General features: G+C 68.0%; 19 protein-coding genes and 1 pseudogene. 11 read left to right on the top strand and 9 right to left on the bottom strand.

The genetic code is table 11. From position 1 onward, the window contains the following. Positions 1–514: 514 nt before the first annotated feature. Entirely contained in the window at positions 515–1,477 is a 963-nt protein-coding gene (locus OH809_RS00485; RefSeq protein WP_406424628.1) for a transposase family protein, read from the bottom strand. Between the two features lie 345 nt (positions 1,478–1,822). Here OH809_RS00485 and OH809_RS00480 point away from each other — a divergent pair, with 345 nt between their 5' ends. Both OH809_RS00480 and OH809_RS00475 read left to right on the top strand, forming a co-directional pair. Continuing rightward, a complete protein-coding gene (locus OH809_RS00480; protein WP_406415319.1) occupies positions 1,823–2,305 on the top strand; it encodes a methyltransferase domain-containing protein in 483 nt (160 codons plus the stop codon). A 28-nt stretch (positions 2,306–2,333) separates the two neighbouring features. Beyond that, positions 2,334–2,747 carry a hypothetical protein gene (locus OH809_RS00475; protein ID WP_406415318.1) on the top strand — a complete coding sequence of 138 codons (414 nt, stop codon included), beginning with the start codon at positions 2,334–2,336 and terminating at the stop codon, positions 2,745–2,747. Between the two features lie 50 nt (positions 2,748–2,797). On the opposite strand, the pseudogene OH809_RS00470 reads toward OH809_RS00475, so the two are convergent. The 4 genes and pseudogenes from OH809_RS00470 to OH809_RS00455 all read right to left on the bottom strand — a co-directional run bounded on the left by OH809_RS00470 (position 2,798) and on the right by OH809_RS00455 (position 6,859). Continuing rightward, positions 2,798–3,813: pseudogene (locus OH809_RS00470) on the bottom strand (hypothetical protein). A gap of 110 nt (positions 3,814–3,923) precedes the next feature. Next, positions 3,924–4,196, bottom strand: a complete 273-nt coding sequence (locus tag OH809_RS00465; protein ID WP_406415316.1) for a GFA family protein — start codon at positions 4,194–4,196, stop codon at positions 3,924–3,926. 107 nt (positions 4,197–4,303) lie between these two features. Further along, entirely contained in the window at positions 4,304–5,584 is a 1,281-nt protein-coding gene (locus OH809_RS00460; protein ID WP_406415314.1) for an amidohydrolase family protein, read from the bottom strand. 90 nt (positions 5,585–5,674) lie between these two features. Beyond that, the gene (locus OH809_RS00455) at positions 5,675–6,859 is read right to left on the bottom strand and encodes a trans-sulfuration enzyme family protein (protein ID WP_406415312.1); all 1,185 of its coding nucleotides are present in this window, start codon (positions 6,857–6,859) and stop codon (positions 5,675–5,677) included. Positions 6,860–7,014: 155 nt separating this feature from the next. On the opposite strand from OH809_RS00455, the gene OH809_RS00450 reads away from it, so the two are divergent. Together OH809_RS00450 and OH809_RS00445 are read left to right on the top strand one after the other, a co-directional pair. Beyond that, complete coding sequence (locus tag OH809_RS00450; protein ID WP_406415310.1) at positions 7,015–7,452, top strand: Lrp/AsnC family transcriptional regulator; 438 nt, start codon at positions 7,015–7,017, stop codon at positions 7,450–7,452. 61 nt (positions 7,453–7,513) lie between these two features. Next, positions 7,514–7,660 (top strand): hypothetical protein, encoded by a 147-nt coding sequence (locus OH809_RS00445; RefSeq protein ID WP_406415308.1) that lies wholly within the window; start codon positions 7,514–7,516, stop codon positions 7,658–7,660. Positions 7,661–7,842: 182 nt separating this feature from the next. Here the strand turns inward: OH809_RS00445 and OH809_RS00440 are convergent, their stop codons facing one another. From OH809_RS00440 to OH809_RS00430, 3 genes are all read right to left on the bottom strand, one after another. Further along, positions 7,843–8,193 carry an antibiotic biosynthesis monooxygenase family protein gene (locus tag OH809_RS00440; protein WP_406415306.1) on the bottom strand — a complete coding sequence of 117 codons (351 nt, stop codon included), beginning with the start codon at positions 8,191–8,193 and terminating at the stop codon, positions 7,843–7,845. A 109-nt stretch (positions 8,194–8,302) separates the two neighbouring features. Continuing rightward, on the bottom strand, positions 8,303–8,977 hold the full coding sequence (locus OH809_RS00435) for an SDR family NAD(P)-dependent oxidoreductase (RefSeq protein WP_406415304.1): 675 nt from the start codon (positions 8,975–8,977) through the stop codon (positions 8,303–8,305). 267 nt (positions 8,978–9,244) lie between these two features. Then, the gene (locus OH809_RS00430; RefSeq protein WP_406415302.1) at positions 9,245–9,718 is read right to left on the bottom strand and encodes a cupin domain-containing protein; all 474 of its coding nucleotides are present in this window, start codon (positions 9,716–9,718) and stop codon (positions 9,245–9,247) included. Between the two features lie 114 nt (positions 9,719–9,832). Here OH809_RS00430 and OH809_RS00425 point away from each other — a divergent pair, with 114 nt between their 5' ends. Next, positions 9,833–10,747, top strand: coding sequence for a DUF5937 family protein (locus tag OH809_RS00425; protein ID WP_406415300.1), 915 nt, complete (start codon positions 9,833–9,835; stop codon positions 10,745–10,747). Positions 10,748–11,147: 400 nt separating this feature from the next. Further along, positions 11,148–11,987 carry a CPBP family intramembrane glutamic endopeptidase gene (locus OH809_RS00420; protein WP_406415299.1) on the top strand — a complete coding sequence of 280 codons (840 nt, stop codon included), beginning with the start codon at positions 11,148–11,150 and terminating at the stop codon, positions 11,985–11,987. A gap of 9 nt (positions 11,988–11,996) precedes the next feature. Here OH809_RS00420 and OH809_RS00415 read toward each other — a convergent pair whose 3' ends face one another. Next, positions 11,997–12,194 carry a helix-turn-helix domain-containing protein gene (locus tag OH809_RS00415; protein WP_406415297.1) on the bottom strand — a complete coding sequence of 66 codons (198 nt, stop codon included), beginning with the start codon at positions 12,192–12,194 and terminating at the stop codon, positions 11,997–11,999. A 320-nt stretch (positions 12,195–12,514) separates the two neighbouring features. Between OH809_RS00415 and OH809_RS00410 the strand changes: the two genes are divergently transcribed. From OH809_RS00410 to OH809_RS00390, 5 genes are all read left to right on the top strand, one after another. Next, entirely contained in the window at positions 12,515–13,282 is a 768-nt protein-coding gene (locus tag OH809_RS00410; RefSeq protein WP_406415295.1) for an SDR family NAD(P)-dependent oxidoreductase, read from the top strand. Positions 13,283–13,563: 281 nt separating this feature from the next. Continuing rightward, positions 13,564–14,511 carry an NAD(P)-dependent oxidoreductase gene (locus OH809_RS00405; RefSeq protein ID WP_406415293.1) on the top strand — a complete coding sequence of 316 codons (948 nt, stop codon included), beginning with the start codon at positions 13,564–13,566 and terminating at the stop codon, positions 14,509–14,511. A gap of 104 nt (positions 14,512–14,615) precedes the next feature. After that, positions 14,616–14,837 carry a transposase gene (locus tag OH809_RS00400; RefSeq protein WP_406415291.1) on the top strand — a complete coding sequence of 74 codons (222 nt, stop codon included), beginning with the start codon at positions 14,616–14,618 and terminating at the stop codon, positions 14,835–14,837. A 5-nt stretch (positions 14,838–14,842) separates the two neighbouring features. Then, positions 14,843–15,484 (top strand): IS3 family transposase, encoded by a 642-nt coding sequence (locus OH809_RS00395; RefSeq protein WP_406424626.1) that lies wholly within the window; start codon positions 14,843–14,845, stop codon positions 15,482–15,484. Between the two features lie 26 nt (positions 15,485–15,510). Then, the gene (locus tag OH809_RS00390; RefSeq protein WP_406415289.1) at positions 15,511–15,747 is read left to right on the top strand and encodes an IS3 family transposase; all 237 of its coding nucleotides are present in this window, start codon (positions 15,511–15,513) and stop codon (positions 15,745–15,747) included. The last annotated feature ends 190 nt before the right edge of the window (positions 15,748–15,937 follow it).

Below are 15,937 nucleotides of genomic sequence, written 5' to 3'. Positions count from 1 at the left end.
GGAGGTACTGCTCTGCCCGCTGCCGCTGTCCCCACGCCCTGCCGTCGGCGCGGGACCACCCGCTCTTTGAGGATTCCCAGGCGGCGCCTTCCGTTGCGGCTCCGTGGTCCCGCCCTGGACACGCCGGTCCGGGCCGTCAGAGCTCGGCGCAGCCGTGCCTTCCTGTGGAGGTTCGTCCTTGCCGTGCGAGTCACCCATGGAATTCCCTGTGCGTTCACGGAGCTAAAGACCATCAGCCAAAACGCACATTAGACATAAATGGGACGCGCTTATGTATTTCTTCGGATGATCGAGTGACGCGGCAGTGTGGGGCGCGGACGCACAACGCGAACGGTCGCATCCTTGCACCGTGACGGAACCGAAGATCCCTCCTGCGGCATCCGGGACGCAGGCGCGATCCGACCGCCCGGCTGAGGCGCCAGACACGCGGCGGGCCGCTGAGTAAGGACACTTACGGGCTGCCCCGCGATTGATGTTGGGTCGTGCTGGCCTGGAGGTTCGGCTGGTGGATGATTCAGCAGGCCGTGGTGCGGACGAGCACGAGCTCGGTGCTGGGCTTGCGCTGGGTGGCCCGCTGGGCAGCACGGTCGGAGACCAGGGCCGCGACAGCGCGGTGGGTTTCGCCGTAGGTCTCGCGCCGTCCGGTGAACCGCTGGAGAGGGCGCCACTGGCGGTGTTCGGCGTTGGCGTGCTCGACGCAAATCCGGCGGGAGGACTGGCGGCGTTTCGCTTCGCGCCAGCCGTACCGCTCGCTCAGCGGGGCGTCGTCATCGTCGAGGCCCTTGGGTTTCTTCGGCGGGGCCGAGACCTGGCCGGGGAACTCGTTGGCCAGGCCCCGGTATCCGTCGTCGACCTCGGCTTTCACGCCGGGATGTTGGTAAAACTGCTCGGCGATGCCCTCGGTGCGCAGGGCGGTCTGGTCGTGCATCCGGCCCGGCCGTTCGGCTCCCGACCACAGGGTCCGGCCCTGGTGGTCGCTGATCGTGGTGGTCTTGATGGTGTTCTGTTTCCGCTTGCCCGAGACGAACGCCCGTCGGCCGGGACGGTTCGCTTGCGGGCGGCGGACCTGGGTCTCCATCCCGTCGATCCGCAACGTCACCTGCTCGGCCTCCGCGTAGGCGAACACGTCCTCCAGCGTGCGCAGCCGTACTCCGGGGCGGTCAGGCACGGCGAACCCACGCTTGGCCAGCAGCGGACGGATCTCGCCGATCGCCCGGCCGACAGTGGAGGAGTCGACCTCATAGATGACGGCCAGGGCCTGGTGGGTCAGTCCGGTCCGCAGGTGGACAAGGGTCGCCAATACCCGGTCGGTGAAGACGAGTTCGTACTTCGGCCCGGCCCCGGCTTCCCGTCGACGCTTGGCCTGGCGCCGGTCATGCCGCCCGGACTCACAGCGCGCTTCCCAGCGTGGCGCGAGTTCTTCGATCAACTCGCCGAGATGTTGGCGCGAGACGCCGCAGAAGGCAGGATGGGCCATGGCCGCGCGGGCCTGCTTGATCTTCACACCTCAAGAACCCGCGCGGCCATCGTCACGTCACGGCACACCCCCGATCAATCGCGGGGCAGCCCGTTACGCTCCCGGTGCGCTATGCGCGCAGATGGGCCCGCGGCTGAAGGCGGCCGCGCTACGAGTAGGAGAGGACCACAAGGCATCGCGCCCAGCCCCTGGCACAACGGACTTTTTGCCGACGCCATCAACTCCGGCCGTGGCCCCCTGTTCCTGCGCCGCACGGACGGAGAGCTGATCCCGCTGGACGTCGAGCGATGGTGTGAGCCCGCCAACGAGGACGACATGACCGTCCTCCAACGTTGCGAGAAAGCAGTGTTCGACATCGGCTGCGGACCGGGACGAATGCTTACCGCCCTCAGGGAGCTGGGCCACACCGTGCTTGGCATCGACGTCAGCCCGGCAGCCATCAACCGAACACAAGGCAACGGCGGACCAGCCCTGCACTGTTCCGTCTTCGACCCCGTACCGGACGAAGGCCGATGGGGTACCGCGCTGCTCATGGACGGCAACATCGGCATCGGCGGCGCCCCTGCGAAACTCCTCGAACGCGTGGCAGAGATCGTCGAGCCTGAGGGCCTTCTCCTGGTAGAACTCTCCCCGCTCGACGTCGACCAGCGGTTCCTGGTCACGCTTGAGAGCCAGACCGGCGTGCACGGCCAGCACTTCCCGTGGGCCAAAATCGGCATCACCGCACTTCTGCGCGAAGCACGAACTGCGGGATGGAGACATGTTGAGCAGTGGGACGCGCACCGCCGCTCGTTCGTGGCCCTACGATCCACAGTTCAACCAAGGTGAGCCCCGAAGGGGGCGGCACTATTGGGGTGTGTACAGCGAGCAGACCGCCGCCTTCCACGCCGGCAAGCCCGTCCCAGCCCTGCCGGCGGCCGACGCCGACGAGGACCTGCTGGACCGCCACGAGGCCGCCGCCGAGCTGGGCATGTCCGCGGCCAGCTGGAACAAGTACAAGAGCGACCCGAAGCTGACCGAGCACGTCGTCCTGGTCCCGGCCGGCGACGGCGGCACCGAGCACTGGCCGCGCCGCGTCGTCCGTGAGTTCAAGGCATCCCGGCCCGGCCGCGGTGGCCGCGGCGGCCGCCGCACGGGCAGCGGCGACATGATCCTGCCCCGGATCGCCGAACTCCTCGACGACAACCCGGCGATCACGCTCACCGAAGCCGCCGACACCCTGAACTCAGCAACATCACTCTCCCGTGGAAGAAGGTGCTCTCGCGGCTGAGCTACAGGCACTTTCGAAACTCGCTGACAAAGCCAAGGGACGGTCCCTCGTCAGGATGCCGCACGTCGGGCCCCTCCCACCGGGGACATGGTGTGCAGCAGTTCCAGACGGCGCTGGACGGCTTCGACCGCCCCGGAGCGCCGGCCAGGAACGTGGCGCCGCAACGAGACCAGAGGCGGACCGAGTTCCCGGGCCCGCTGCGGGTCGCGAAGTTCCTGCCACTGGTGGTGGGCGCGGTCCACGGCGCCTTCTACGGCGGGGTCGTCCGGGGGTGTTGCCGGGCAAGGCGGGCGTCGGCGGCAGCCATCCACAACTCGCAGCTGCGCGCCGGGTCGTCGGCTATGCGAGCGAGGTCGGCCCGGACCTCCAGCCAGTGGGTGGCCTGCGCGGAGCCCGCGCCGTAGGTCCGCAGAGCCCACCCCTCCCACAAGGCTGCGAGTGACGCGTCGTCGGGGCCGGCCTGGGCGGCGGCCTGTTCGTGGAGCTGGGCGAGCGGCGGGTTGATGCCGCTGCGCCAGGTGGTGGCGAGGGCCTTCAGGTAGGCCGGTTCTGCGATTCGGCGGCGGGGCGGCGGCGGGGTGATCCGGCCGTATACGCGGATTCCATAGCCGCGGACGAGACCCTCGGCACGGAGCTGTTGCCAGGCGTCTGGGGTGGCGACCATATCGGTGACGACGGTAGTGGTGCCCGGTCGGCGCAGTTTGAGTTCGCTGGCCAGCCAGTGCCAGGGCAGTGCGGTGTAGCGCAGGGTGGTTGGCGTGGTCCGGGCGAGTGCGAGGTGGATCAGGCGTTGCTTGTGGTCGAGGTGGAGTTGTCCGGTTATGTAGAGGGAGAGTGGGCCGGGTGCGGCGGCCGCGGCGCGGATGCGGGTGAGGACGGTCTGCGGGTCGGTCGGGTCGGCGAGTTCAATGATGGTGGCCGCCGTCGTGCCGGTCAGGATGCTGGGCGGGACCGCCGCGAGCGTGGGCAGGACACTGGTTGCGTCGATGAGACAGCCCTTGCCGGCCGGGGCTGCCGCGATCAACAGCGCGGTCCCGGATGCCGTGTCCTCCCCGTTGATCACCACAACAGCACCGTAGCCGCTGCCCGGCTTGTGAATGTAACCAGCAGCCAACTCCTGTCCGGTGACGAGCGGGAGGTGGGCATCAACAACTTGCCGGGGAACGGGGGGCGGCCCTATTGGTGAAGCGGGTCGGGGGCGAGGGTGATGGTCATCCACGGCGCGGCGACTTGGCGGAAGCTGTGTCCGACAGGCTCGAGGCCGCTCTGCTCGGTGAGGCTGAAGATCGTCACCATGATCATTGCCGAGTCGTCTGCGACGGAGACGAGGTGGGTCCCACAGCGTGAGCAGAAGCCGCGGTGCAGGCTCGGCCAGGTCGCATACCAGGTCGGCTCGCCTCCGGGGCCGGTCCAGGTCAGCTCCTCCTTGCGGAACCCGACCCACGACATCGCTGGCGAGCCGGAGATGAGCGTGCAGTGCTCGCAGGAGCACAGTTCCCTGTCAAGTTCTTCTGTTCAACTCCAGCGGCGCCGTGCCCCAGTTGCTCCTGCTCCGCCTACGGCAGGGGGTTCCAGGTGCCGTCGAGCGGGACGCCGGCGGCTGCGGCGATCCGGTCGCGTGATGCGAGCAGGCGGGTCCTGAGCGCCGGCAGGTCGACGTCTACCAGTACGCCGTCGCGCTTGACCATGCGGCCTGCGACGAGGACGGCGTCGACGAGGCCGGGGTGGCCGGCGCTGACGATGGTGCCTGCCGGGTCGGTGACCGGGAAGACGGTCAGGTCGTCGGTGCGCAAGAGGATGATGTCGGCGTCCTTGCCGGGGGTGATGCTGCCGGTGCGGGCGTCGAGGCCACATGATTGGGCAGCGTCGATGGTGGCGAAGTCCAGCAGTTCGCGGGAGCGCAGGCTGCCGTCCAGGCCGCGCTGTACGGCGAAGGCGGTGCGCATGGTGGAGAACATGTCGCCGCCGACCGAGGGGACGTCGTCGATCGACAGGGTCGGGCGCAGGCCGGCGGCGAGTGCGCGGCCAGTCATCGGCGATCCGAAGCCCATCTTCAGCTCGACGTCCGGGCTGATTGAGAGCGAGGCGCCGGCGTCGGCGAGCGTCCGCAGTTCTTCGTCGCTGATCCCGTTGGCGTGCACGGCCGTGGTGGTTGCCTGCAGCAGGCCGTGTTCGCGCAATGTGGTGATCGTGCCGCCGGCTTCGATGTGCAGGCTGGTGCGCAGGCCGAGTTCGTCCGCCAGCTTCAGCTCCCGAGCGACGGTGTCGATGCTGGTGGCCTCGGGGCCACGCAGCCCGAGTGCCATGGTGACCAGGCCGTCTTCGGTGAGGCCGGAGCGGACGCGGCGGATGTCGTCGTCGACGGGGTCGGGGCTGCCCCATCCGGCACCGAGGCAGAAGATGGAGCGTCCCGGCGTGTCGCGCAGTGCGGCGATGGCGGCGTCTTCGTGCTCGTGCCCCTGCGCGACGTGGTACCAGTCCAGCATCGTGGTCACGCCGGAGTGCAGGGCCTCCAGCCGGCCGAGCAGGGTGCCCGCGTAGACGTCCTCGGGTGTGTAGTGGGGCTTGAGGGTGCCGTGCATGGCGGCGGCCCACTGGGGGAAGGTCCAGTCGGCGCCGATGCCGCGGAACGCGGTCTGCCAGGCGTGGCGGTGGTTGTCGACGAAGCCGGGCATGACGATCCGGTCGCTCGCGTCGATCACTTCGGCGTCCGGGGCGTCGATGCGCTCGGCCACGGCTGAGATGACGCCGTCTTCGATGAGTACGTCACCGCGGCCGAGGTCGCCGACGGACGGGTCCATGCTGACCACGGTGCCGCCGGAAAGCAGGATCTTCATGGGGGCTCCTTCACTTCGGGGTGGTTCACGGGCTCGTTGCGGTGGGGGTGGGTGGGCAGGGGCGTGTGCGCTGCATCGCACGACAGCCGTTCAGGCGGTTGCGGCTTGGGCAAGTACGGCGTCGGCCGCGGCGAGTGCGTCGGCGACCAGGTCGGCGGTGTCCTCCGTGCCGGCCGCCAGCCGCACCAGGCCCGGTGGCACGGCTTCGGTGAGTTGGTCGTCGCTGAGCATTCCGGCCCACATGGACGCCGGGTGCACGGCGAGTGATTCCACGCCGCCGAGGCTGGCGGAGCGGCGGGGGTAGCGCAGGTGTCCCAGGAAGGCGTCGGCCATGTCGAATCCGCCGGTGAATTCGACGCTGAGCACTCCGCCGAATCCGTTCATTTGGTCGGCGGCGAGCTTGTGCTGCGGGTGGGTTGCCAGGCCGGGGTAGTGCACCTTCGTCACGGCCGGGTGCTTGCTCAGTGCCTCGGCGAGCGCCAGGCCGTTGTCGTTGTGCCGTGGCATGCGCAGCGGCAGGGTGCGTATGCCACGCAACAGGAGCCAGGCGTCGATCGGGCCGAGGGTGGCGCCGGTGAGGAGGCTGGTGTCCCAGATGCGGTCAAGGATCTTGGCCGGTCCGGCCAGCACTCCGGCGGAGACGTCGGAGTGACCGTTGAGGTACTTGGTCGCGCTGTGCCAGACCACGTCGATGCCGAAGTCCGCCGGCCGCTGGTTCAGAGGCGTGGCGAAGGTGTTGTCCGCCAGGGTCAGCACGTCGTGCGCCCGGGCCAGGTCGGCGACAGCGCGCAGGTCGGTGATCTGCAGCAGCGGGTTGCTCGGGGACTCCACCAAGATCAGGCGGGTCTTGGGGGTGAGGGCATTCTCGAACGCCTCAGGGTCCCTCTGGTCCACCAGCGTGGTGGACACGCCCAGGCGCGGCAGCAGGTTCAGCAGCACCGACGCGGTGCCCCCATAGATGGACTTCTGTCCAATGACGTGGTCGCCGGCGGACACCAGGGCGAGCACGGCCGTGGTGATCGCTGCCATGCCGGACGCGGTGACCATCGCCGCCTCGGTGCTCTCGAGTTCGGCGACGACGGCGGCGACCTGGGCATGGTTCGGGTTGCCGAAGCGGGTGTAGAAGTCCTTGCCGCGCGGCTCGACGGCGCCCGCGGCGAACGTGTGCGCGTCCTCGGCCGAGAACGCGGCCGTCTGGTAGATGGGCGGCGCCACGGCGCGGCTGGGGTGAGTCTCACGGTCAGTGTGAACGGTGACGGTGCTCTTGCCAGGCATGGCCAACCCTTCCGGAATTCGACGCTATGTCTGCAACCAGCATGGCTGCCGGTGACCCCGACACGACCCGGCTGACAGCAATCTTGGCAATAGATTGCGCCGGGTGCGGGCATACCGTTGTGCTAAAGAGTCGTCAGTAGCAATATTCTGCTGTCATGGATGAAGTGGACCGGTCGATCTTGGCCGTACTCGAACGGCATGGCCGCATCAGCAACAATGAGCTCGCCGCCCGGGTCGGGCTGTCGCCCTCCCCCTGCCTGCGGCGCGTCCGCCATCTCGAGGAGGCCGGGGTCATCCGCGGCTACCGGACGCTGATCGATCCGGCAGCGGTCGGCCGGGGCCTGCGGGTGTTCGCGGGCGTGCGGCTGATGCGGCACACCCGCGCGGACGTGGTCGCCTTCGAAGAGGAGGTGATGGGGCTGTCCGAGGTGATCGCCTGTCACCACATCACCGGCAACTTCGACTACCTGCTCCAGGTGGAGGTGGCCGACCTGCCGGCCTATGAGGAATTCCACGCCAACCAGCTGGCCGCCCTGCCCGGGGTGGGCACGGTCAACAGCTTCGTCATCATGAAGACGCTCGACACCGCATGACAGCCCTCCCGCCCACCTACGCCGCCCGCCTCTTCGAGGCCCGCGACCAGGGGGCACCCACGTGAACCCCTACGGCCGGTTCGAGCTGGACATGAACTCCCACCTCGCCCTCGCCGCCGCCACGGCCACGGTGCCCGGCCCCCGCACCGCGCCCGAGGCGGAAAGCGCACAGTCGGCTGCGGACGGTGCGGCCGGGTCGGCATCCTGAAGACCCGTCCGCCTGGCGTCGCTCCCGGGGTGAAACGCCGGGCCGGGGAGGGCCTGGCCATGGGTTGAGGAGGGGATGGGCATGGCGCGTTCGTCAGGAGTGTCGCTGGCCGAGCGAGTGGAGAGGGTGCCGTGCAGGGCGGGGTCGCTGACGAGCACAGTGACGCCTCTACAGCTCCGGTGTCATACGTCGACCCGCTCGAAGATGTGCGGGTACGACACGATGTCGTCGGGGAACTCGGCAGCCATGCGCTGGAACTCCGGGCTGCCGAACGCCGTGGCGAGAGCCTCGGTCGACTCCCAGACCGCGACGTTCATCAGAAGTCGACTGCCCGCCGTTCCCTTGTGCATCTGCAGGGAGACGAATCCCGGCTGAGCCTTCATGAACTCCGCCTGCCTCCGAAAGAGGGTCAGGAACGCCTCGGTCCTCTCCTTCGGAACCAAGAAGGTGTTGGCCAGGACGATGGGCCCGGTCTCCTCCTTGAACTGCGCGAACACCGACGTATTCGAGTCCAGGCTCTGCAGCTTGGCCATCTTCGGTACTTCCTCTCGCAATCGGTTGTCCCAAGGCACCGAGGCCGGCCACCGCCGTACTGGCGGATCAGGGATCAACGATGGTGGGACGGGTAGGGCCGGGACGGCGTCACACGGTGAAGACGCGCTCGACTTCGTCGCGCTGCGTGTGCAGGTCCCAGTAGAGGGGGGCGACCTCCTTGGCCGAGGCCGCCGGTACTCCGGGCGGGCCGTCCGTGCCGATCCACACGCCGATGGCGACGTGCGCGGCCTGGACGCCGGTGTCGGCCAGTTCCTTGTGCAGGCTGAGTACCCAATTGCGCAGCGCGGCCTGGGCGGCGTTGAGGTTGCCGAGCATCGGAGTGGGGTCGACCGAGCCGGCGCCGTTGGTGTAGAGCAGGGTGCCCGCGCCGGCCTCGCGCATTGCGGGCAGCACGGCCCGTGTGGCGGCAATGGCCCCGTAGAGCAGGAAGTCCATCGCCCACTGCACATCGGACGGGTTGGTCTCGGACGGAGCGGTGAGCGTCGTGGATTCGAGGCTCCCGGCTGGGGAGTACTCCAGGACGTCGATTCCGCCGAAGCGGGTGGCGGCGTCCTTGAGCGCCTGGGTGAGTGCGTCATGGTCGAGTACGTCCGCGGGGAACGCGGCGGCGGTGATGCCTTCGGCGTCGAGCCGGCCGGCCAGGTCGTTGAGCTTGTCGCGGTTGCGGGCGATGAGGGCGACGTCGAAGCCGTGGGAGCCGAAGGTACGGGCGATGGCCAGGCCCATACCGGGGCCGGCTCCGACGATGGCGATGCTGGGCACAGTGAATCCTTTGCTGGGAAACCCGTTGGGAAAGGGGTGGATCAGGCGACGGTGAGCGCGATCTTGCCGAGCGTGCCGGCGCCGAACGCCTCGCCAGCCTGCTCCAGGTCGTAGGCAGAGATCACCAACACCTCGAGGGCCACTGCGGACGAAGTCGGCCTCCGGACCCGGCTCGGCGGTGGCGATCACGCGCGGGAGCAGTTCTACGAGCGCATTCCAGGTAGTGGGGTGGTTCGGGGGACGGGGCACATGCCGTTGCCGGTGCCCTCACCGCTCGTAGTCGTCGACGAAATGGTTGTCGTGGGCTTCGTGAAGCCGGCTCAGGTCACGCTCGTTCACAGTGGCGAGCTGTGCGAAGTACTCCTCCCGCGGTACACCTGGCGAGAGTGCCATCAGGAGGGTGGTAGGTTCGGCGCGCTCCTTCCGGAGGGCGTGGACGTCACCCACCGCGGCATGCGCGGTGTCGCCGGGCAGCAGTGTTCGCCAGGCCTGCCCATCGAAGTAGTCGACTTCACCTTCTTCAACGATGAAGGTCTCGCTGAAGGTCGTGTGAAAGTGCGGGGCAGGTCCCCGGCTGGAGGGCGACATGCGCCACCGGTAGATGCTCACGATCCCGCTGGTCTCCGCCGGACCCGCGAGGACTTCGATGGTCGATCCGCTGGCGCCCAGCCGGATCGTTCGCGTCTGTTGGGCTCGCTCGGGTTCCTTGGAACACCGGGCAATCGACTCCGTGTCGGTCATGACCCGAGTCTCGGTGCTTCGCCGTTCTGCTCGCGCTCACTTCGGCGGTGGCCTAACAATAGTGGAGTGATCCGTTACCGATTGGGCGTTGGTGCTGCGAGCGTGCGGTGGGCGATGTCGCCGATCCACGAAGTGGTCAGTCTTGCCCAGCTCTTGACCGAACCGCAGCGTCACCCGATGTTCCACCCGTGGCTTCGCCGTCGCCACCGCCGTCTCTCGCTCCCCGACCTGGGGGCGCTCACGGTCTTCATGGCCGATGGCGCGTATCGACCCGACTTCCTCGACCCATCGCCGATGTCCAGTGAGCCAACGTTCGAGGAAGGCATGCATGCCCTCCTCGCCGCGCCGGCGGACCAGACGTACGCCGAGCTGGTCGACGCAACGATGGGGCGCGGGGCAGCAATGGGCCGCCGACTGCTCGATGACCCCGACCGAGCCAGGTCCGAGGCCGCCGATGCGCTGCGCCGCCTCTGGAAGGCAGTTGTCGAACCGGAATGGCCGTCCATGCGGCAGGCGCTGCGTGCCGAGATGCTGGATCGGGCCATCCAGGTCAACCGCGAGGGGCTGCGCGCAGTCCTTCCGCGCCTGCACCCTTCCGCTGCGTGCGAAGGCGACACCATCACCGTCGAGAAGACCGTCGACATCGACGTCGACTGCCCTGAAGGACTCATTCTCGTACCGTCGCTGTTCATCACCGACCGGATGCAGTGCACCACCTCGGACCACTGGACTCCGGCGATCTATTACCCGGCATCCGGGCGGTACCTCTGGGCGGCACCTCCCACTCCGAGGTCGCTTGACCGTCTTCTGGGGGTGACTCGATCGAGGATCCTGGCCGCGCTCGCCACTCCGCTGCAGACGACCGTTGTGGCCAGGCTGGTGAGCGTCACCCCCCCGACGGCCAGCGAACACCTGGCAATCCTGCGAGACGCCGGGTTGATCGACAGCAGCCGGGCCGGTCGCACGGCCACGCACGAGCTCACCAAGGCTGGACGTGCTCTCCTGGACGCGGCCTCGCCGCGGCCATGACAGGTCGGGGAGCTGCTGGTGGTCAGTCAAGCGCGGCGCCTACCGCAACCAACCCCCTCGGCGGCCCGCACGACGCCGTCGCCGACTGCAAGCCGCTGCCCGCGAAGCCCGAACAGATGACCCCAGCCGTCCCCGCCGACCACTGGTGATCTTCACCGAAGGCGAACGAGTGTCCCGTCTCATTTGATCTAGCTTCGTGTCGGCGCTCTGAGCAGGCGTGATGCCGTGTGTGGCGAGACGTGCCGTTGCCGGAATCTCACAATGTCGTGTCCGCCAAACATAGACGGCGGACTGTGTCTCAATTCATCGTGTCCGCGAGACCTGCGATCGGCGTTCTCGGCGTGATGTAGCAGGATGATCTGCCTGCCCTCTGCTGCCAGCAAGTTGATCGGAGCCATGGATGACCTCCGAGCTGGAAGATTCGGCGCCGCCGCAGCTGGCCGCCGGGAGAGCTTTCTCCTCCGTCGGGACGACACTTGCTGGAGCGTGCATCGTCGCTCTGGGCGTATGCGCGGTCCTGCCTATCCGGCCGGAGGCGCCTGCCCGGACGGCGATCGTCGGTGTGGTCGCGGTCGTGCTGATCATCGGCGCCTGCGTCCTGCGATCGGCGCCGGCGATCCGCGTGGCGGTGTTCATCGGTCCGCTCTTCGGCTGTTTCGCGGTGGGGATTCTCGGCGGGTGGCCGCCCGCGGTCACCACGGTTCTGGTGTGCGTGCTTCCCTTGGGATGCTTGCTGTTCGCTGGTCGCCGTACCGCCTTGAGACCGGCGGTTCCGTGGCTGACGCGCGGATCGTTGACCCCCGAGGCCCCGTGGCTGGGTGTGGCAACTGTGGTGCTCAGTGCGGCGGCGCTCACGGCATGGGTCCTCGTTGTGCGGCCCGAGCCACCGGAATACATGAGTGAGCTGCAACGACTCCCGCTCTGGCTCGCAATCTTGGGCATCGTGGCGTTCGCCCTGGTCAATCCGGTGTGGGAGGAGATGCTTTTCCGGGGGGTGCTGCTGACCGAACTGGCCTCGGTCTGGGGGGTCAGGGCCGCGGTGGTGCTGCAGGCTGTGTTGTTCGGAGCCGCGCATTTCGTGGGCTTCCCGTCCGGCCCCGTCGGCATGATCATGGCGGGGACCTGGGGGTTCGTCTTGGGTGTCATGCGCGTGCGTAGCGGTGGCATCCTGATCACCTACTTGGTGCACGTGACCGCCAACGCAGTTATCGGGACGCTGGCCGTGTTGATCCTGCGATAAGCCCGGCTGTCACTTCTCCGCTTTGGGTGTGATGTAGCGGTAGATGGTGGCGGGCGAGGCTTTGAAGGTGCGGGCGATCTTCGGGACCGGGGTGCCGGAGTCGTAGAGCTGTTGTGCCAGTTCGATCTGTTCCGGGGTGAGCCGTGGGGGCCGTCCGCCGGTCTGGCCGCGGGCAAGCCCGCGCTGTCGGTGGTGGCTGATCGGCATGAACGGCGACGGGGCCGGCCGGGGGTGGGCAGGGCTTCCGGCCCTCGTGCGTCGATTGCGGGCCAGTTGTCTTGGCCGGAGGCGGGGCGAGCTGGTGCCGGAACGGCGGGTGTGCCACTCGGGGCCGGACTTTGCTCCGAGTGGCGTCGGTGCCCAGGCCGGGGCGATTCGTATGCCGACGGCCCAGGGGCGAACGGGGTGAACGAGGACACGCCCACTTCTATGAGGAAAGTCATCTGCTGCCGTGAGTTCTGGCACCCTCACACCATGTTGCCCCCATTCGGTATGAGTACCGGATTCCCGTGGACGGGAGAAGACCGATGAGCGGAAAGCTCACAGGCAGGAAGGCTCTGGTCACCGGTGGCGCACGAGGGATCGGTGCCGCTGTGGCCCGCAGGCTCGCCGCCGACGGAGCCGACGTGGCGCTCAACTACCGGAGCAGCGGCCACGCGGCCGAAGCGCTCGCCGCCGAGATCGCCGCCGACGGCCGCCGCGTGATCGCGATCAAGGGGGATGTCAGTGATCCGGACCAGATCCGGCGGCTGGCCGATCAGGCCGCCGAAGCTCTTGGTGGACTGGACATTCTGGCCAGCAACGCCGGAATCGAGTACTTCGGCGAGCTGGACGACGTCACCCCTGCCGACTTCGACCGTGTCTACGCCATCAACACACGGGCCCAGTTCTTCGCCGTACAGAATGCGGTACGGCATATGGGCGAAGGAGGGAGGATCGTACTGACGTCATCGCAGAGTGCCCACAAGGCGGTCTTTTACCACGCCCTGTATGCGTCGAGTAAGGCCGCTGTCGAATGCATCGCGCTCAACCTCAGCCCTGAACTCGGTAGGCGCGGCATCACCATCAACGCCATCGCGCCTGGTGGAACCGTCACCGACATGTCTGCTCAAGCGGCTTCCCACTACGTCCATCCCGACGTCGATACTGATTTCAACACGCTCATTCGCACTGCCAGTTCGCTCGGGCGGATGGCCCAGCCCTCCGAAATCGCCGCGGTCGTCTCGTTCCTGGTGTCGGACGATGCCTCGTTCATCACCGGCCGGACCGTCCAGGCCGACGGCGGCTGGTTCTGACCCGAGAAGGGCAGGTTCGCGCGATGGAGTATCAGGTGGTTGGGGGCCACAGCGTCCTGCTGGGCCTTTTCACACCACCGCAGCCTTCACCCGCACATGAACGAGGCGCTGAGCGCTGTAGTTGGCAGGCGACCGCTTTCGACCGGCACCGTGTCCGGCAGGGCGGGGGTGCTCATGCAAGCGCATGCGAAGGCCGTCGCCTGTCGGTTGTATGCCGCCGTCCGGCCCGTGAGCCGCGGGGCCGCACCACTCGAGCCGTCTTCCAGGATTGAGGTAGAGGAATGACGTATGTCGCCCAGGACCGCCCGCGTATCGGCTGGATCGGTACCGGCCGCATGGGCTTCCAGCTCGCCGCCCGGCTGCTGGACGCGGGGCATGACGTAGCCGTCTACAACAGGACCCGCGCCAAGGCCGAACCACTGGCTGAACGGGGAGCCGCGATCGTCGACCGGCCGGCCGATCTGGCCGACCGGGACGTCGTCTTCACCATGGTCTCCGCCTCGCCCGACCTGCAGGCGGTCACGACTGGCCCTGGCGGCGTGCTGACCTCGCCGGATGCCGCACCGGGGGCGCTGGTTGACAACTCCACGGTGTCCACGCAGATGTCCGCGCTGATCCGCACCGCAGCTGCCAAGCGGGGGACCGACTTCCTGGCCGCCCCGGTGAGCGGGAACCCGCAGGTGATCGCCGCAGGGAAGTTGACCGTCGCGGTCTCCGGCTCGCGCGAGGTATTCGACCAGGTCGAGCCGTTGCTGGCACTGCTGGGGCACGGGGTGACCTACGTCGGTGAGGACGAAGTCGCCCGTCTCGTCAAGATCGCGCACAACGTCTTCCTCGGTGTCGTCACCCAGTCGCTCGCCGAGATCACCATCCTCGCGCAGAAGGGCGGTGTCAGCCGTGCCGCCTTCCTGGAATTCCTCAACGGCTCCGTGATGGGCTCGGTCTACACCCGCTACAAGTCGCCAGCGATGGTCAACCTGGACTTCAAACCGACGTTCACCATGCCGCTGCTGCGCAAGGACTTCGATCTGGGGCTGTCCGCAGCCCGCGAGCTGGAGGTCCCGATGCCTCTCGCCGCCGCCACCGCTCAGCTCGTCGCGGGTGCCATCGGGGCAGGGCATGCCGAGGAGGACTTCGCCGCCTTGATCCTTGAGCAGGCCAGGAACTCCGGCCTCACGCTGGAAGCCCAGAACGTCCCCGTGGGCGACGGCCTGTCACCGCACCCCTGACCGGCTATAGCTCGACTGGGTTGGATGAGACGGCGACTGGCTTCGATGAGAACGGACAGCCCACCCGCCCAAGCAGCGCCGGATGACCCGGGACGAGTATGGCGATGCCCGCACTGGACACCCGGGAACTCGGTGTGAGTCCGGAGGGGCTTCGCGGCTGGGTGAAGCAGGCGAAGATTGACCGCGGCGAGGGGGCGCCCGGCGCGCTGACCACGGCGGAGAGGGAAGAGCTCCAGCGGCTGCGCAGGGAGAGCCGGGAACAGCAGCAGACGATCGAGATCTTGAAAAAAGCCGCGGCCTTCTTCGCGAAGGAGTCGATGAAGTAGGCACGCTGTGCCGTTTCATCGACGCGGAGAAGGCCGCCGGGACCAACCCCGGCGGCTACAGCGTGGCCCTGCTGTGCCGCGTCACGGGGATCAGCCGCTCCACCTACTACGCCTGGCTGGGCGCCCGGCCGGCAGCGGCCGAACGTCGGTGCGCCGAGGACGCGTTGGCCGAGGAGATCCGTGAGATCCACGCCTCCTCACGGGGTGCCTACGGTGTTCCGCGCGTGCACGCCGCGCTGCGGCGCAAGGGTCATGCGATCAACCGGAAGAAGGTCGAGCGGATTATGCGCGAGCGCGACATCCGCGGCGTCACCCGCCGCAGGCGCCGCCACCTGACGCAGCAGGACACCAAGGCCGCACCGGCCCCGGACCTGGTCGGCCGCGACTTCACCGCCACCCGGCCCGGCACGAAGCTCGTCGGCGACATCACCTATCTGCCGACGGTCGAGGGCTGGTGGTATCTCGCGACCGTCATCGACCTGGCGACGCGCGAGGTGATCGGGTACGCGATGGCCGAACACCACCGTGCCGAGCTGGTCACCGACGCGCTGCGGATGGCCGCCGGCCGCGGCGACCTCCAGTGCGGCTGCATCATGCACACCGATCGTTCGGAAGCGAGTACACGAGTGGCGAATTCCGCACTGTAATACGGGAGTTGAGCCTGAGACAGAGCATGGGACGAACCGGCATATGCTGCGATGACGCCGCAGCCGAGAGTTTCTTCGGACTGCTGAAAGCGGAGATCGGCACCACCGTCTGGGAGAGCCGCGAGGCGGCCCGCGCCGACGTCTTCCGCTTCATCGAAGTCGAGTACAATCGCACCCGGCTCCGCAAGCACCCCGAGTTCGGGTACCTCACCCCACTCGAAACCCGAGCCAGGCTGCAGCACGACTTCACCCCCGCAGCGTAAGCAACCGCTGTCCAAGATCAGGGGGGAACTTCATAGTGCGTTGAGCTGGTCTCTTCCGACTCGTCTTCTGTAGATCTCGGCTGTCATGGGGTGACTGAGTTGCTGTCATCACCTGCTAGTTCGGCCTAGCACACTTGGTATCCGGCTGACGTGAGGATGCACATTCCTGTGCTCACCGGGTGGGCGCCGG

Source organism: Streptomyces sp. NBC_00873, from assembly GCF_045207415.1.
GTDB lineage: Bacteria > Actinomycetota > Actinomycetes > Streptomycetales > Streptomycetaceae > Streptomyces.
This window is presented reverse-complemented; position numbering and strand designations above follow the sequence as displayed.

Excerpts from the sequence above, each read along its gene's own strand:
- OH809_RS00415 (WP_406415297.1), bottom strand. The coding sequence starts at position 12,194 with ATGCCGATCAGCCACCACCGACAGCGCGGGCTTGCCCGCGGCCAGACC.
- OH809_RS00460 (WP_406415314.1), bottom strand. The coding sequence starts at position 5,584 with ATGAAGATCCTGCTTTCCGGCGGCACCGTGGTCAGCATGGACCCGTCC.
- OH809_RS00440 (WP_406415306.1), bottom strand. The coding sequence starts at position 8,193 with ATGGCCAAGCTGCAGAGCCTGGACTCGAATACGTCGGTGTTCGCGCAG.
- OH809_RS00455 (WP_406415312.1), bottom strand. The coding sequence starts at position 6,859 with ATGCCTGGCAAGAGCACCGTCACCGTTCACACTGACCGTGAGACTCAC.
- OH809_RS00425 (WP_406415300.1), top strand. The coding sequence starts at position 9,833 with ATGTCGCCGATCCACGAAGTGGTCAGTCTTGCCCAGCTCTTGACCGAA.
- OH809_RS00420 (WP_406415299.1), top strand. The coding sequence starts at position 11,148 with ATGACCTCCGAGCTGGAAGATTCGGCGCCGCCGCAGCTGGCCGCCGGG.
- OH809_RS00410 (WP_406415295.1), top strand. The coding sequence starts at position 12,515 with ATGAGCGGAAAGCTCACAGGCAGGAAGGCTCTGGTCACCGGTGGCGCA.
- OH809_RS00465 (WP_406415316.1), bottom strand. The coding sequence starts at position 4,196 with ATGTCGTGGGTCGGGTTCCGCAAGGAGGAGCTGACCTGGACCGGCCCC.
- OH809_RS00400 (WP_406415291.1), top strand. The coding sequence starts at position 14,616 with ATGCCCGCACTGGACACCCGGGAACTCGGTGTGAGTCCGGAGGGGCTT.
- OH809_RS00430 (WP_406415302.1), bottom strand. The coding sequence starts at position 9,718 with ATGACCGACACGGAGTCGATTGCCCGGTGTTCCAAGGAACCCGAGCGA.
- OH809_RS00485 (WP_406424628.1), bottom strand. The coding sequence starts at position 1,477 with ATGGCCCATCCTGCCTTCTGCGGCGTCTCGCGCCAACATCTCGGCGAG.
- OH809_RS00405 (WP_406415293.1), top strand. The coding sequence starts at position 13,564 with ATGACGTATGTCGCCCAGGACCGCCCGCGTATCGGCTGGATCGGTACC.
- OH809_RS00390 (WP_406415289.1), top strand. The coding sequence starts at position 15,511 with ATGGGACGAACCGGCATATGCTGCGATGACGCCGCAGCCGAGAGTTTC.
- OH809_RS00450 (WP_406415310.1), top strand. The coding sequence starts at position 7,015 with ATGGATGAAGTGGACCGGTCGATCTTGGCCGTACTCGAACGGCATGGC.